The organism is Streptomyces sp. NPDC088400 (assembly GCF_044753355.1).
Lineage (GTDB): Bacteria > Actinomycetota > Actinomycetes > Streptomycetales > Streptomycetaceae > Streptomyces.
On sequence record NZ_JBIVMZ010000012.1, the window covers coordinates 58,159 to 73,232 of the forward strand.

Consider the following 15,074-nt stretch of genomic DNA (forward strand, 5'->3'; position numbering starts at 1 on the left):
TTTCCGGTTGCGATGACCGGCTGTCCGTCCGGCTGTACGGAACTCATCGGGCCGCCGGATCGACGGCCGCCGTCCGCTCGGGATCCTTCGTCAGGACCCGCCCCTTGGTGAGGACGGCGTCCGTCGTGCGCCGAGCGGCGGCACGCCGGTTGACGTCGAGGCGTCGCTCCACCTGCCTGAGCGCAAGCGTGAACACCGTGGTCAGTACGAGGTAGTGGACAGCGGCCGCGCCGAGCGATCCGACATAGTCGAAGTCGGCGGCGGCCTGACGCTGGGCGGTCAGCATCAGGTCCTGGACGCTCACCACGGACGCGAGCGCGGACGTCTTGAGCATCCCGATGAACTGGTTGCCGGTGGGCGGCAGGATCAGCCGGGTCGCCTGTGGAAGCACCACCCAGCGCAGGATGCCCGCCTCGGACAGGCCGAGCATGTGCGCGGCCGTACGCTGGCCCCGGTCCACGCCGAGCAGGCCACCGCGGACGATCTCCGCCATATAGGCGACCTCGTTCAGGCTCAGCGCGATGACCGCGCAGGTGAACGGGGACAGGCTCAGCCCCCACAGCGGCAGTACGTTGAAGACGAAGATGAGCTGGAGCAGGACGGGCGTCCCCCGGAAGAACCAGATGTAGGCATCCGCGAGCCACCGCAGCGGAGCGAACCGTACGCCCTTGACCAGCGCGAGCAGCACGCCGCCGATGATCCCCAGCGCCATCGACAGGACTGTGAGGCCGAAGGTCAGCAGCGAGGCGGTGAGGAAATCGGGGGAGATCGCCTTGTCGAGGAATCCCATCCTACGAACCACCGGTGGTGGCGGAGGCGGATGCCGAGGCACCGGAGGTCGCGAAGTAGTTGGTTTCCTTGGGCAGTTTGTACTTGGCCAACAGATCCGCGTATCCACCGGACTTGACGAACAGGTCCAGCGCCTTGCCGACCGCGGTCGCCGTCGCGGTGTCGCCCTTGCGGACCGCGATGCCGATTCTCGTCTCGTTCTTGAAGGTCGCGGCGAGGGTGAACTTGCCCTTGGTCGCGGCGAGCGTGGCCGCCGCGCCCGGAGTGGAGGTGTCGAACGCGTCCGCCCTGCCCGACTGTACGGCGAGCATCGCGTCCTGGTTGTTCGGCAGAGACATGATCTTCATCTCCGGTTGCCCGCGCTGCTTCAACTCCTTGTTGTACTCGGTCATGTACGTCTCGCCGATGGCACCACGCGTGACCGCGACGGTCTTTCCGGAGAGGTCTTCGGGCACCTTGGCGATCTTCTTGGGATTGCCCGACGGCGTCAGCAGCGTCTCACCGATGACCATGTACGGGACGAAGTCGACCTGCTTCTCGCGCTCGGGCGTGATGTACATGGCCGAGTTGATGACATCGGTCCGCCGTCCGGCCAGTGCCGGTATGAGCCCGTCGAAATCGATGTCGAGGGCTTTGGCCTTCAGTCCCATGGACTTCGCTAGGGCCGTGATCATGTCGATGTCGAAGCCTTGTGGGTCGCCGCCTCCCGCCTTGGACTCGAAGGGCGGAAAACTGGCCGCCGTACCGTAGGTCAGCGTGCCGGACGAGGCGAGGTTCTCGGGCGGCGCGACATCGGCCGCGGCGGACGACGCAGTCTCGGATCCACCGCAGGCGGACACGGTGGCCATGAGGGCAACAACCGCGCACACCGCGGCCGTTCGCATGTTTCCAGCTCTCACCGGACTACTCCCTACTAGCGTTCTCCCTGTTCAGGCTGTTCTGTAAACAGTTGCCAGCCACTGTCACCGGGGAGCGTGTCCGGACGATTGCCGTCCCGTTAAAAGAGGAACACACCATTCTCCGGGTGTTTCACGGAGCCTCAGGGGCACGTGCGAAGTCGGTACGACGACAGTGCTACGACAGTGTGACGACGCTCTCAGAGCTGCCGGAGGTGGTCGCGCAGTACTCACTCACACTGACAAACGCGCGACACGCTCCCACCAGATCCACGGCATGAACTCTATGCCAGTTCGGCATGGAACAGCGCTTGAGCGTATTGGACCGCATGGCCGCCCGGGGGCAAGAGTGATCGTCACGACCACGCACCGGGATGGGGCCCTGCCGCCCCGTCCCCTATGCGCCCCGCGTGCGGGGCCCCGGAGGTTTGGACCATGCGGCAGCACACCCGTGCCCGACGCGCCGTTCTCGGCACGCTTGCCACGCTCTCCCTCGTCGTCCCGCTCGTGGCCTGCGGCCAGGGCGACTCGTCGGACTCCTCGTCCGCGTCCGGCGCGCCGACGAGACCGAGCGCAACGACGAGCGGGACCGCGTCCGCGAAGGCGTCTGCCCGCGAGTTCAAAGAGCTTGAGCGTACGTTCGACGCGCGGCTGGGCATCTACGCCGTCGACACCGGCAGCGGGCGCGAGGTGGCCTACAACGAGGGCGAACGGTTCGCGTACGCCTCCACGTTCAAGGCGTTGGCGGCCGGTGCCGTGCTGCGTAAGCACTCCCCCAGCGGGATGGACCGGGTGGTCACGTACTCCAAGGACGACCTGATCGACCACTCTCCCGTGACCGAGAAACACGTCGAGACCGGGATGAGCCTCAGCGAGCTGTGTGAGGCCGCCGTCCGCTTCAGCGACAACACCGCGGCCAACCTGATGTTCGACGCCCTTGGCGGGCCCAAGGGCCTGGACGCCGCACTTGAGGAGATCGGCGACGACGACACCCGGATGGAGCGCCGCGAGCCCGAGTTGAACCGCTGGACACCGGGTATCACGCGCGACACGAGCACGCCACGGGCGATGGCCGAGGACCTGCGCGCATACGTCCTCGGCGACGTCCTCGACAAGGGCGAACGCAAGCAGCTCACGAAGTGGCTGCGGACCAACGTCACCGGGGACGAGCTCATCAGGGCCGGTGTGCCCAAGGGCTGGGTGGTCGGCGACAAGACCGGATCCGGCAGCTATTACGGCGCCCGCAACGACATCGCCGTGGTGTGGCGCCCCGACGCCGCGCCCGTAGTCGTGGCGATCATGTCGAACCGCCTTGAGAGGGACGCCACTTACGACAACAAACTGATCGCGGAAGCGGCATCCGTGGTCGCCGACACACTGTCGTGACGTCCGCTCCCCGTCCTGAAGGACGGGGATTCCTACCGCGGTCGTCCGACTGTCCCGGTGGGTTCGTCCAGGGAGGCCCGCAGCCTCGGCGGTACGAAGTGCACGGTGGTCACGACGCGTTCGCGGATGACCGAGGCAAGGTACGCCGGGTCCTCGTTCTTGCCGGTAAGGGCTCTTGCCGGTAAGGGCTCTCGTCGACCGTCCGTGGCCGAACCGGTCCGGGGCCCTTTCCGGCCCCGGACCTACGGCGTGTCGCGAAAGTCCCGCCTTGATGGCGGCAACCTCACGCGTTTCCGGGATCTTGCCGTCGATACCGGCTTCCGCGCTCTCGCGGGTCCGGGTCAGACGCGCAGCAGCAGCTTCCCCGTCGTGCGTCGCCCCTGCAAGTCCTCGTGGGCCTGCCGAGCCTCCGCCAACGAGTACTCATGGCCGACCCGGATGTCCAGCGTGCCGTCCAGGACCGCGCCGAAGACCGCGGACGCGTGATGGTCCAGTTCCGCGCGAGTGTCGATGTGGTGATAGAGCGACGGCCGGGTGAGGTACAGCGAACCACCGGCGTTGAGCCGCTGCGGATCGACCGGTGGCACCGGGCCACTGGCCGCCCCGAACAGCACCATCGTCCCCCGCTTCTTCAGGCTGGCCAGACTCGCGTCGAACGTGGTCCTGCCGACGCCGTCGTAGACGACGGGGACCCCTTGCCCCTCGGTCAGCGCACGCACCTCGGCGGCCAGATCCTTGGTCCGGTCGTACCGGATCACCTCGGCGGCGCCGGCACCCCTGGCCAGCTCGGCCTTCTCCTCGGTGGACACCGTGCCGATCACCCGGGCGCCGCGTTTGTCGGCCATCTGCGTGAGGAGCAGGCCGACGCCGCCGGCAGCCGCGTGCACCAGGACCGACTCGCCCGGGGCCACCGGGTAGGTGGAGTCCACCAGGAAATGGGCCGTCATACCCTGCAGCAGTGCGCCGACGGCGAGTTCGTCGGGGATTCCGGCGGGAACGCGCACCGCGCGGCGGGCGGGCACGGCGACCAGTTCGGCGTAGCTGTTCGGCGCGTCGCACCAGGCGACGCGGTCCCCCGCCTCGAAGCCGGTCACGTCTTGGCCTACTTCTATGACGGTACCGATGCCTTCGGCGCCGAGTCCGAACGGCGCGGCCTTGGGGTAGACGCCGGCGCGGTAGTAGGTGTCAACGTAGTTCACCCCTGCCAGGGCGACCGAGACCAACAACTCGCCGCCGCCTGCGGTCGGTTCATCGGTTTCGACCAATTCGATGACTTCGGGACCGCCAGGTCGTTTCACTCGCACGGCACGCATATAAATCCTCCACGAGGGGGTGTTGGCGGCTCACCGAGCCACCGGACAAGGCATGTTCTGTCACGCCGCGATCGAGCCATGGCTCGCCGACGCCGACGGGCGGACCGGCCTTCCGAGCACCTGCTCAAGCGCCTCGGCCAGCGGAGCCGTGTCGGTACCGTCGATGGCGGAGGCACGCCAGGCGACGTGACCGTCGGGGCGAACGAGCACGGCGCCGCCCGCCGAGATGCCGTACGTTTCGAGGAAATCGCCATCGGTGTCGGTGAGGTCACCGTCCCGCCCGATCGTGCGGCCGATGACCGGCACGTCCGTGCGGTCGGCCATCGCGGTCGCGGCATCGACCCACGCTCGTCCCTGTGGCCCGGCCAGAACGACGAATCGCGAGTGCAGGAGGTCGATACTCGACATCCGAACACCGTGATCGTCGAGCCACACATGCGGCGCACGACAACCGGGCACCGCGGTGGGCGTGTACACGGTCTGGCTGGGGGCGGGCGGGATCGAGCCGTCGCCGACAATCGCGCGGGAGGCGTAGGCGAAGCCCAGTTCGGCGCCTTCCTGGCGAATGTGCGCGTTCTCCTCGTCGATTGCCTTGGTGACAGCCGGTTGGTCCTCGGCGAGGGCCGAGGAGATGATGCGCTTGAGTGTGTCGTTGTTTCCGCTCGACCAGTCGGCGTTCTGTTTGGCCACCGGCCTGCGTTCGACCTCGTAGGTGTCCAGCAACGACGGGTCGGCGTACCCGCGCAGCACCAGTCCGAGCTTCCAGGCGAGGTTGTGAGCGTCCTGAATCCCGGTGTTCATGCCGAGCCCGCCGGTATGCGGCAGCAGGTGTGCGGCGTCGCCGGCGAGGAAGACACGGCCTTGCCGGTAAGACCGCGCGACCTGGGAACTCACCCGCCAGACCGCCGCGTTGACCAGGTTCAGGTCGAGGTCCGAGTAGCCGACAGCCTTCCGGATGATGCCGATGGCTTCCTCGTCCGACGGCACCGCGGGCCGGGTCGTCGGCGGCGGCAGGACCTTGAACGTCAGCCACCGGTCCGTTCGGTCGACCACGGAAAACACAACGACGTCGTCGCGGTCGATCGCGTAGATGCCGATGCCGGGGCGCTCACGGTAGGCCTCCCACAGACGGGGGTCCGTGCTCTTCCAGTACATCCCGAGCCAGTAGCCGAGCAGTGGGTTGCCCTCGATCTCGATTCCCAGTCGCTGACGCACCATGCTCATCGCGCCGTCGGCGCCGATCAGGTAGCGGCTGCGCGTCTGGTGGATTTCGCCGGTGCGCAGGTCGCGCATGGTGGTCCGCACGCCGGTCGCGTTCTCCTCGAAGTCCACGACTTCGGTCTGCAGGCGCACCTCGGCCGACTCCCTGGCACGCAACCGCAGTTCATCCTCGATGATGTCCTGCGGAACCAATAGCCGCGGCATCGGGCTCGGCACGTCGGCCCCGTCGTCCGTGACCGTCCGGCCGTACTCGTAACCGAGCAGTGTTCCGCGTCGGTAGGCGAAGGAGAAGTCCTCCGAAGGCAACGCGTTGTGGCGGATGACGTTCTCCATGCCCCATTGACGCATCAGCTCGGCCGTCCGGGTGTTGACACCACGGGCTCGCGGGTGGTCGCTCGTCGCTTCACGCCGGTCGACCGCCAGGCAGGACACACCCAGGCGACCGAGCTGCATGGCCAGGCTCAGGCCGACAGCGCCGGCCCCGACGATGACGACATCTTTCTCGATTACGCCCATCTCATCGATCCTCATCTTGAAGTTTTCTTGTTCGCTGCACAAGAAACGTACCGTGACTCTTGGTCGCTGCACAAGAGTGCTCCGCGCCACGGATGCCGCGCCGACCGCACGGGGAGCACACCCCCGACCGGCTTCCGCCGTCTGGCGCATCGCTACGGGTTGACATCTTGGTCGGCGACCAAGTTCACTGGTCTCGTTGATCGCCGATCAAGAGAGTGGGGATGGCGATCCGGACCCCCGCGTGCTGATCTCGGGCGCCAGGCGCGGCACGGGGGTCGGCAGCCTGATCAGTCAACTCGTAAGAGATTCACCCCAGGAGAAAAAGATGCCGAAGACATGGTTCATCACCGGAGCCTCGAAGGGATTCGGCCGGGAATGGGCGGAAGCCGCGCTCGAACGTGGCGACCGGGTCGCCACGACCAGCCGCTCCGAATCCGCCTTCGAAGACCTGGTCGAGAAGTACGGCGACGCGGTCCTGCCGCTGCGGCTCGACCTTGCCGACCGCGCGGCGGTGTTCACGACCGTGCAGCAGGCGATCGACAAGTTCGGCGGCCTGGACATCGTCATCAACAACGCGGGCTACGGCCTGTTCGGCATGACCGAGGAAGTGACCGAGCAGCAGGCCCGCGACCAGCTCGACGTCAATCTGTTCGGCCCACTGTGGGTCACCCAGGCGGTGCTGCCGCACATGCGCGCCCGCGGATCCGGCCACATCATCCAGGTGTCGTCCATCGGGGGCGTTGTGTCGCTGCCCGGACTCGGCATCTACCACGCGTCCAAGTTCGGCCTGGAAGGCTTCACCGCGAGCCTCGCCGCCGAGGTGAAGGACTTCGGCATCACAATCACCCTGGTCGAGCCGGCCGGGTACGCCACCGACTGGGCGGGGCCCTCCGCCGTGCAGACCGCACCTCTTCCGGCCTATGACGGTTTCCGTGCGGCCATGACGCGGATATCCGCACGGCGCGGCGATCCGAGTGCGACGCGGGCGGCGATTCTGACGGTGGTCGATGCGGAGCAGCCGCCCCTGCGGATCTTTTTCGGTCAAGGACCGCTGGAAATGGTCACCAAGGAGTACGAGGCGCGGCTCGACGAGTGGCGGCATTGGGACGACGTGTCCAAGACAGCGTCCGGGGCCTAGGGTCTTTCGTTTGGATCAGGCCGGATCAGGGAGCGGGGTCTGGTGCCGTGGATCGCAAGGCGGAGGAGTGAGGCGACGCGGAGCGTCGTGGAGTGACGACAACGCGGCGAGGCGCGGTGCCAGGGCACGCGAGCCCGGCAAGATCCAAACGAGAGGCCCTAGCGCTGCCCCTGAGGCGCGACGGCACCCACGGCCGTACGACAGCCATGAATGACGAACCGGCTCATCGCTTTTGAGGGTGCGGGTGGGGTCTGAATCCACCGGAGCCGCAGAGGTGGTCGAGGCGCCCGTTTCCTTCGGGCGCCCGGCGAGCCATGGGGGTGAGATCGATGATCACGGCGACGTGCTTGTCACGGTGTGCCTCCAGACATGCGTGGGGCCCACTTGGATGTACCGAGGCAACGATCACTCCGCTGATCTGGGATTTTTGCCCTGGTTGGCATTGAAGCGCGCTTTCTTCTGACGATTCCCACACGTGTTCATGTCACACCATTTGCGGGTGCGGCTTTGGCTGGTGTCGAAGAAGGCGGCTTGGCAGGTCGGTGATGCGCACAAGGCCAGTTTTCCGTCTCGTTCGCCCGCGATGATGCTGATCGCGTCGGCGGCGATCACGCTGAGGGCATCTTCCACGCAGGGAACCGGGCCAAGCAGCCATCGCCGCTTGCCCTCGGGCGTCAGGACAGCCGCGGCCCGACCGTGAGCGCTGTAGTCATTGATGACCTGGACAGCAGGCGCGGGGAGCGCGTCCTGGATCGCGGCCGCTGTCGCGGCGGCGTGAATCGACTCCCTCAGTTCCCGAGCGAGGTCGAGCTCGGCAGTGGTGCAGGAGTCCACGGCGAGGCCGTACACCGCCAGCCAGTCGACGAGTCGGTGCGGCACGGGAATGCGCTCCACAGCGTTGCCACGACGCTCCGACAGAGTCCCCGTGAAGCTGGTCGCCAGCACGCTACCGAGGCGGAAGTCAGGGAAGCCAGCACGCATGGAACCACCTTAGCGGGTTGCAGCGTGACCCGGAGAGCTGTTAGAACCGTCTTAGCCGGTTCTTGATAGATCGTAGCCGGTTCCACGACGGCCAGGAGGCCTCATGCCCCGCCCAACCAGCGACGTGCAAGCATTTGAAACCCACGCGACTGACGCCGACCTCGACGATCTGCGCGCGCGGCTGGCCGCGGCGCGACTACCGGAGACCGAGACGGTCCATCGCGCCGCGCCCGACCCTCGCCGATGGGAACAGGGCGTTCCTCTCGCCGACCTCGTCGATGTCGTGAACTACTGGCGCACCGGGTACAACTGGCGGTCGTTCGAGGAGCGCCTCAACGGGATCGGCCAGTTCCGTACGACCATTGATGGTCTGGGAATTCACTTCCTGCACCGCCGATCCGCGCGCGCGGACGCCACTCCTCTGATCTTGACGCACGGCTGGCCGGGCAGCATTGCCGAGTTCATCGATGTAGTGGACGAGCTGGCAGATCCGAAAGACGCGGACGCGCCGGCGTTCCACGTCGTGGTCCCGTCGCTACCGGGCTTCGGTTACAGCGACAAGCCGGCCACCACCGGGTGGGGAACCGAAAAGGTCGCGGCCGCATGGGTGGAACTGATGGGAAGGCTCGGCTACAGCACGTTCGCGGCCCATGGCGGCGACTGGGGAGGGAATATCACCACGGTTCTCGGCGGCAGGTTCCCGGCGCACGTTCTCGGCATCCACACAACGTTCGCGGAGGCGCCGCCCGGGTTGACAACGGACGGGCTGACGGCGGTCGAGCGCAAGTGGACCGAGGAAACCCGCGATTTCTGGAGCCACCGCGCGGCGTACGCGAAGCAGCAGGCGACCCGACCGCAGACCATCGGCTACTCGCTCGTCGACTCACCGGTCGGGCTTCTTGCCTGGATCCTTGACAAGTTCGCCGAGTGGACAGACACCGAAGACAGCCCGTTCGAGACGATTTCCATGGACCGCGTTCTTGACAACGTCACCCTGTACTGGCTGACGCGGACCGGCGCATCGTCGGCTCGCATCTACTACGAAAGCCACAACTCGCTGGACCCCGAACTCCGGGTCGACGTCCCGTCAGCAATCAGCATGTATCCCCGCGACATCGAGAAGTGTCCGCGCCCCTGGGCACAGGAGCGGTACCGACAGATCGTCCGATGGAGGTCGCCCGAAAACGGGGGACATTTCCCGTCGCTGGAGGTTCCCGAGTATTTCGTCAAAGATCTGCAAGAGGGCCTCGCGGCAGTGCTGGCCGCTCATCGCTGAACGCGGCTCAGCGACCCGGCACTCGATCACCGCCTGATCCGGCTCAAGGCGTTGCCCGACGGCTTCCGGACCGAGCTCATCGAGACGGCAGAACGTGGCCAGGGCGCGGCGACGACAAGGCGGGGCGGGAGGCGCCGGCGCCTCCCGCCCCGCCTTCAGCTCCCCGGACGACTCCGCGGTCTGGTCGTCGGAGCCGACCGAAGGATCTGCTCGATTCCGAAATCGAAGCGCTCGTTGTAGTCGATCGAAATATAGTCCGCCAGCACTGAATGGAGTCCTGGGAAATTCTGCTCATTCACCGACTCCCGCAGGCGATCGTGGAACGCGGCCGGTGTCGCCTGCTCCTCTTGAACGAGGCCGAGCGTGAAATAGAAAAGACTCCAGGACGTCCATGCGGCCGACTCGCGTGTGGGGCAACCGTCGAAGAGGACGGTCACCAGACGGTCGGAAAAGGCCAGCGTGTTCGGTTCGACGGGAAAGGTTCCGGCGACGATCAAGGCGCCGTCCCGGTGTCCGAGCATCGCTTGCCGCAAGCGCCGGAGCAGTTCGGCCACTTGCTCGCGCCACCCTCCGTGCAGGTTTCCCAGGTCGACCTCGCCCACGATGGATTCCGCCATCAGACCAAGCAGCCGATCCTTGGTCCGGATGTGCCACATGACCGTATTCGTCCTGACATTGAGTTCGGCCGCTATCGCCCGAGTGGACAGTTTGGCGATGCCGTCCCTTTGCAGGACATCGAATGCGGCCCTGACAACATGATCGAGCGTGATGCCGACCTTGGTTCGAGCAGCGGCTTGCGTCTTGGTCACCGATCAACTCTATCTGGGTCGTCATCGTTGTGCGATCCACCTGCGGCAGAGCTTCGGCACCAAGTCCCCCTATGAGATGCGGAAACCAGACCATCCACCACATCGGCGTACAACCAGGGCGACCCCTGGCTCGACGCGCTGCGCGGCCTCGCGGACAATCTCGTACTGAGCGTGATCACTTCTGTGACTCACATCATCTTCAGATTGGCTGATTTTGATGTTACTTTTTCCCACGTCACGAGTCCCAGCGACAAGCCCCGGCTTGCTGGGCGGCAACCCTCCTTCTGCGGTGGGGTGCCCCGGGTGATGACACGGCTCCATGCGCACACGGATGTGCCGGGAGCAAGCGCGGACCTGTCCTTCAGGTCCAGGACCTGGGACAGGAGCACGACATGGCAGCGAAGACAGCGCGTCACGCCCCGTCCCGTCGGCGCTCCGCGCCACGGTTCCTCCCTGTCGAGCGGCCGCTGATCAATCACTCATGGGTCGGCCCGCAGCGCGCCGCCACCCCGCACGGAGGAGCCCTCCACTGATGACATCCGTCCTGCCCCACCGCTCTCGCCGCCCCCGCGGGCGCGGGTATCTGCCGGTCGTCGTGTCGGCAGGCACCGCCACCGTCCTCGCCGTCGCCACCGGCTGCAGCGTCGACACGGGCGGTGACTCCGGCGGATCCTCCGGCGGCAAGGCCGAGCAGATCACCGTCACCGCGTTCGCCGGTGAGTGGGGTGAGCTGTTCAAGAAGTCCTTCGTCAAGCCGTTCGAGAAGGACACCGGCATCAAGGTCAACGTCGTCTACGGAGCGGACTCGGGCTTCCTCACCAAGCTGCGTGCGGCGGGCGGCAAGGACGCGCCGTTCGACGTCGTCGCCCTCACCCCGGGCTCACTGCACCAGGCCGTCGGCGGCGATCTCCTCCAGCCGCTCAAGACAGCCGATCTCAGCCACTGGAAGCAACTCGATCCAGTACTGACCAAGCAGTCCACCATCGGCGGCTCCGCCTACGGCGTCCCGCTGACCACCGGCTCCAACGGCCTGCTCTACCGCACCGACAAGATCAAGCAGGCTCCGGAGGACTGGACCGACATCTTCGACAAGAAGTACTGCGGTCATGTCGCGCTGCCCCCGCTGACCTACAACGCGGGCCTGGAGTTCTTCTCCGCGCTGGTCTCCCAAGGAGGCGGCAAGCTCTCCAACCCGGCCGATGTGGACAAGGCGTTCGACAAGCTCGCCGAGCTGAAGGGCTGCGTCTCGGCCTACCCGGCGGACGCCGGCAGCGTCTCCACGGTCCTCCAGAACGGCGACGCCTGGATCGCGCCCTTCTGGGACGGCCGCGCCTTCGCCATGGAGAAGGAAGGGCAGCCGATCGGCTTCACCTACCCCGCCTCCGGTGCGGTCGGTGCGCTGACCTCGTACTACGTCCCCAAGGGGTCGCAACACAGCGAGGCCGCCTACAAGTTCCTCGACTATCTGAGCTCCGCCCAGCACCAGAAGCCGTTCGCCGAGGGCACCTTCTACGGCGGGGGCAACGACTCCATCGACTACAGCCCCGCCTTCAAGGACAAGGTGAAGTACGGCGAGGCCGTCTACAAGAAGTTCACCTGGGTCGACTACAAGACGGCGACGCCCAAGCTGAACGAGTGGCAGCAGCGCTGGAACCAGATATTCAAGTGATCGGCGATCCTCAAGTGACCGACGAAACACGCGTCGAAGACGTCGAAGATGTCGAAGAAGACGCGCGCACCGAAGACGCACACATCGAAATCGACGGCCTCGCCGCCGGGTACGAGGGCCAGCGGGTACTCGACGTCGACCGGCTGGCCATCCGGCGCGGCGAGTTCCTGTCCATCCTCGGCCCCAGCGGCTGCGGCAAGACGACCCTGCTGGGAAGCCTGGCCGGGTTCGTACGCCCCACCGCGGGCCGGATCACCCTGGACGGTGCGGACCTCACCGACGTACCCACGCACCGTCGTGGCCTCGGGCTGGTCTTCCAGAACTACGCGCTCTTCCCGCACATGACGGTCGCCGACAATGTCGCGTACGGGCTGAAGGTGCGCCGCGTCGACCGCGCGGAGCGGACGGCGCGGGTCGAGGAGTCACTGCGTCTGGTCGGCCTGGAGCAGTACGCGGGCCGTCGGCCCAAGCAGCTCTCCGGCGGCCAGCAGCAGCGCGTCGCCGTGGCCCGCGCGCTGGCCACCCGGCCCGCCGTACTGCTGCTCGACGAGCCGCTGTCCAATCTCGACGCCAAGCTGCGCCGCGAGATGCGAGTGGAACTGAGGGCACTTCAGCAGCGCCTGGGCATCACCATGGTGTTCGTCACGCACGACCAGGAAGAGGCGATGTCGCTGTCCGACCGGATCGCCGTGATGAACGGCGGCCGGGTCGAACAGCTCGGCACCCCCACCGAGGTGTACCGGGCACCGGCGACCCGCTTCGTCGCCGAGTTCATCGGCGCGGCCAACATCCTGCGTGGCACCGGCGCTTCGGACGGGACGCTCGACGTCTCCGGTGTCCGCCTGGACTCCGGTCTGGGCGGGCTGCCGGACGGCGTGCCCACCACGCTCGCCGTACGTCCGGAACGGATCGTGGTCCTCCCCGCCGACGCGGGGCCCGATGCCTTCCCGGGCGCGAGCGGCCGCCGGGGCTCCGGGATCGTCGGCTACCGGGCGTTCACCGGCGAGGCGTGGGAGGCACAGGTCGTCGTGGCCGAAGGCGTCACGGTCAACGCACGGACGACGGAGGAACCTCCCGCCGTCGGTGCGGCCGTCTCGTTCGGCTGGGCCGCCGCCGACGTCATTCTGCTCGGGAACGAGGAGAAGCCCGCGCACGACGAAAATCTCGGGCACGAGGAAAATCTGGGGCACGAAAAGGTCACGCACGAAAAGGTCGCGCACGACGAAAAGGTCGCGCACGGAGAAGAGCCGGCCGGATGAGCCCGGCCGCCACCCGGGCACCACGCCGACTGCGCGGCCTGCTGCCCGTCATCCCTGTCGTGGTCTTCCTGCTGGCCCTGTTCGTGGTCCCGCTGGTGCGGGTCCTCGAACTCAGCCTCCACCCGGTGGACGCCAACGGCTATCCGCAGGACGGCTATTCGCTCACGCAGTACGGCAGGGTGTTCACCGAGTCGTTCTTCTCCGAGGCCCTGTGGCACAGCCTGCTCACCTCGCTGCTGGTCACCGCCCTGTGCGTACTGCTCGGCTTCCCCGCCGCGTACGCGCTCTCCCGGGCTCGGACGGGAGTGCTGCGCACTCTGCTGTTCGTCGTGGTCGTCTCACCGCTGCTGACCAGCGTGGTCGTCCGCAGCTACGGCTGGGTCGTGCTGTTCTCCGCCAACGGCGCGGTGAACCGGGTGCTGGTCGGCATCGGCCTGCTGGACCGGCCCGCCCACCTGCTGACCAGCTATCTGGTCGTGGTCGTCTCCGTCACCCATGTCCTGCTCCCGTTCGCGATCCTTCCGCTGACCACCGCGCTGGGCTCGATCGACGACAACCTCCGCCGCGCCTCGCGGACCCTGGGCGCCGGGTCGGTACGTACCTTCTGGAAGATCACCGTGCCGCTCGGCCTCCCCGGCATCGCCGTCGGGGCGACCGTGGTCTTCGCGCTGGCCATGGGCATCTACATCACCCCGCTGCTGGTCGGCGGCGCCAACCAGCCGCTCGCCGGGCTGCGCGTCTACAGCCAGATCACCAGCGTCTTCGACTACCCGGTCGCCGCGGCGCTCAGCCTGACCCTGCTCCTGCTGACCGTGCTGGGCGTCTCCGCCCTCGGCACCGGATTCCGCCTCTGGGAACGGAAACTCCATGGCTGACCCGTCCCCCCGCACGCCCGGTACGCCCGGTGCATCCGGTACGCCCCGTGCGACGAAGATCTCCGGCACCGGAGCCGACCGGCCCGCGGACCGGACCGCGGACCGGACCGGCCGCCCGACCAGGACCGACCGCCCGGCCGGGGCCCTGGGCCCCGCCGTTCTGCGCCGTACCGGACGGATCGCCGCCGCGCTGCCCGCGGCGGCCGTCTTCCTGTTCCTGATGGCGCCGCTCGCCGTCCTGGCGCTCAGCTCACTGAACTCCACCAGTTCGCTGAGCTTCCCGCCGCGCGGTATCTCCCTGCGCTGGTACGAGGAAGTGCTCACCTCGCCCGACTGGCTGGTGTCGTTCCGGCTCAGCGGACTTCTGGTGCTGCTCGTCGTCCTCACCACCGTGACCATCGGCACGCTCGCCGCGTACGGCCTGGTCCGCGGCGACTTCCCCGGCCGCGGCCTGCTCTCCGGCCTCGCCCTGGCACCGCTGATGGTCCCGGAGATCATCATCGCGCTGGGCCTGCTCTACTACTTCCAGGGCCTCGGCCTGGTCAACAGCCTCATGGGGCTGTGGCTCGCACACTCCCTGGTGGCGCTGCCGTTCGTCGTCCGAACGGTGATGGTGAGCGCCCAGGCCCTCGACCCGACGCTGGAACGGGCGGCGGCCGCCCTCGGCGCCGGGCGGATGCGCACCTTCCGCACCGTCACCCTGCCGCTGCTGCGCCCCGGCATTCTCGCCGGAGCGGTCTTCGCCGCTGTCACCTCGCTCGGTGAGGTGGCGGTCTCCGCGCTCGTGTCCGGGTCCAACACGACGACCGTGCCGGTACGGATCTTCTCCGCCGTCCAGTTCCAACTCGATCCGTCCGTGGCCGCCGTGTCCACTCTTCTGATGCTCATCAGCGTGCTCGTGCTGGTGACGGTCGACCGGTTCACCAATTTCTCGGAAGTGCTCTGA

At 67.2% G+C, this 15,074-nt stretch carries 14 protein-coding genes and 1 riboswitch; of the genes, 8 read left to right on the forward strand and 6 right to left on the reverse strand.

Going from position 1 to position 15,074, the window contains the following annotated elements; genetic code table 11:
• Positions 1 to 43: 43 nt before the first annotated feature.
• A complete protein-coding gene (locus ACIQD6_RS27220) occupies positions 44 to 790 on the reverse strand; it encodes an amino acid ABC transporter permease (protein ID WP_401887017.1) in 747 nt (248 codons plus the stop codon).
• Position 791: 1 nt separating this feature from the next.
• Positions 792 to 1,637, reverse strand: coding sequence for an ABC transporter substrate-binding protein (locus tag ACIQD6_RS27225; RefSeq protein ID WP_401887020.1), 846 nt, complete (start codon positions 1,635 to 1,637; stop codon positions 792 to 794).
• A 483-nt stretch (positions 1,638 to 2,120) separates the two neighbouring features.
• Between ACIQD6_RS27225 and bla the strand changes: the two genes are divergently transcribed.
• Entirely contained in the window at positions 2,121 to 3,071 is a 951-nt protein-coding gene (bla, locus tag ACIQD6_RS27230) for a class A beta-lactamase (RefSeq protein WP_401887023.1), read from the forward strand.
• Positions 3,072 to 3,412: 341 nt separating this feature from the next.
• On the opposite strand, the gene ACIQD6_RS27235 is transcribed toward bla, so the two are convergent.
• Both ACIQD6_RS27235 and ACIQD6_RS27240 read right to left on the reverse strand, forming a co-directional pair.
• The gene (locus tag ACIQD6_RS27235) at positions 3,413 to 4,384 is read right to left on the reverse strand and encodes a quinone oxidoreductase family protein (protein WP_401887026.1); all 972 of its coding nucleotides are present in this window, start codon (positions 4,382 to 4,384) and stop codon (positions 3,413 to 3,415) included.
• A gap of 60 nt (positions 4,385 to 4,444) precedes the next feature.
• The gene (locus tag ACIQD6_RS27240) at positions 4,445 to 6,271 is read right to left on the reverse strand and encodes an FAD-dependent monooxygenase (RefSeq protein ID WP_401887029.1); all 1,827 of its coding nucleotides are present in this window, start codon (positions 6,269 to 6,271) and stop codon (positions 4,445 to 4,447) included.
• Between the two features lie 175 nt (positions 6,272 to 6,446).
• On the opposite strand from ACIQD6_RS27240, the gene ACIQD6_RS27245 reads away from it, so the two are divergent.
• Entirely contained in the window at positions 6,447 to 7,259 is an 813-nt protein-coding gene (locus tag ACIQD6_RS27245) for an SDR family oxidoreductase (protein ID WP_401887032.1), read from the forward strand.
• 405 nt (positions 7,260 to 7,664) lie between these two features.
• Here the strand turns inward: ACIQD6_RS27245 and ACIQD6_RS27250 are convergent, their stop codons facing one another.
• Positions 7,665 to 8,240 (reverse strand): CGNR zinc finger domain-containing protein, encoded by a 576-nt coding sequence (locus ACIQD6_RS27250; protein ID WP_401887035.1) that lies wholly within the window; start codon positions 8,238 to 8,240, stop codon positions 7,665 to 7,667.
• Positions 8,241 to 8,343: 103 nt separating this feature from the next.
• On the opposite strand from ACIQD6_RS27250, the gene ACIQD6_RS27255 reads away from it, so the two are divergent.
• A complete protein-coding gene (locus tag ACIQD6_RS27255; RefSeq protein ID WP_401887038.1) occupies positions 8,344 to 9,516 on the forward strand; it encodes an epoxide hydrolase family protein in 1,173 nt (390 codons plus the stop codon).
• A 155-nt stretch (positions 9,517 to 9,671) separates the two neighbouring features.
• Here ACIQD6_RS27255 and ACIQD6_RS27260 read toward each other — a convergent pair whose 3' ends face one another.
• The gene (locus ACIQD6_RS27260) at positions 9,672 to 10,325 is read right to left on the reverse strand and encodes a TetR/AcrR family transcriptional regulator C-terminal domain-containing protein (RefSeq protein WP_401887041.1); all 654 of its coding nucleotides are present in this window, start codon (positions 10,323 to 10,325) and stop codon (positions 9,672 to 9,674) included.
• Between the two features lie 233 nt (positions 10,326 to 10,558).
• A riboswitch (SAM riboswitch) is annotated at positions 10,559 to 10,680 on the forward strand.
• Positions 10,681 to 10,717: 37 nt separating this feature from the next.
• Between ACIQD6_RS27260 and ACIQD6_RS27265 the strand changes: the two genes are divergently transcribed.
• Genes ACIQD6_RS27265 through ACIQD6_RS27285 form a run of 5 tightly spaced genes read left to right on the forward strand, consistent with a single transcriptional unit; the run spans position 10,718 to position 15,074 of the window.
• A complete protein-coding gene (locus ACIQD6_RS27265) occupies positions 10,718 to 10,858 on the forward strand; it encodes a hypothetical protein (protein ID WP_401887044.1) in 141 nt (46 codons plus the stop codon).
• Positions 10,858 to 11,994: a PotD/PotF family extracellular solute-binding protein gene (locus tag ACIQD6_RS27270; protein ID WP_401887046.1), complete on the forward strand. Its 1,137-nt coding sequence runs from the start codon at positions 10,858 to 10,860 to the stop codon at positions 11,992 to 11,994. Before ACIQD6_RS27265 ends, ACIQD6_RS27270 begins: the two co-directional genes overlap by 1 nt.
• A gap of 14 nt (positions 11,995 to 12,008) precedes the next feature.
• Positions 12,009 to 13,253: an ABC transporter ATP-binding protein gene (locus tag ACIQD6_RS27275; protein WP_401887048.1), complete on the forward strand. Its 1,245-nt coding sequence runs from the start codon at positions 12,009 to 12,011 to the stop codon at positions 13,251 to 13,253.
• Entirely contained in the window at positions 13,250 to 14,128 is an 879-nt protein-coding gene (locus tag ACIQD6_RS27280) for an ABC transporter permease (protein WP_401887051.1), read from the forward strand. Before ACIQD6_RS27275 ends, ACIQD6_RS27280 begins: the two co-directional genes overlap by 4 nt.
• Positions 14,121 to 15,074, forward strand: a complete 954-nt coding sequence (locus ACIQD6_RS27285; protein ID WP_401887054.1) for an ABC transporter permease — start codon at positions 14,121 to 14,123, stop codon at positions 15,072 to 15,074. Before ACIQD6_RS27280 ends, ACIQD6_RS27285 begins: the two co-directional genes overlap by 8 nt.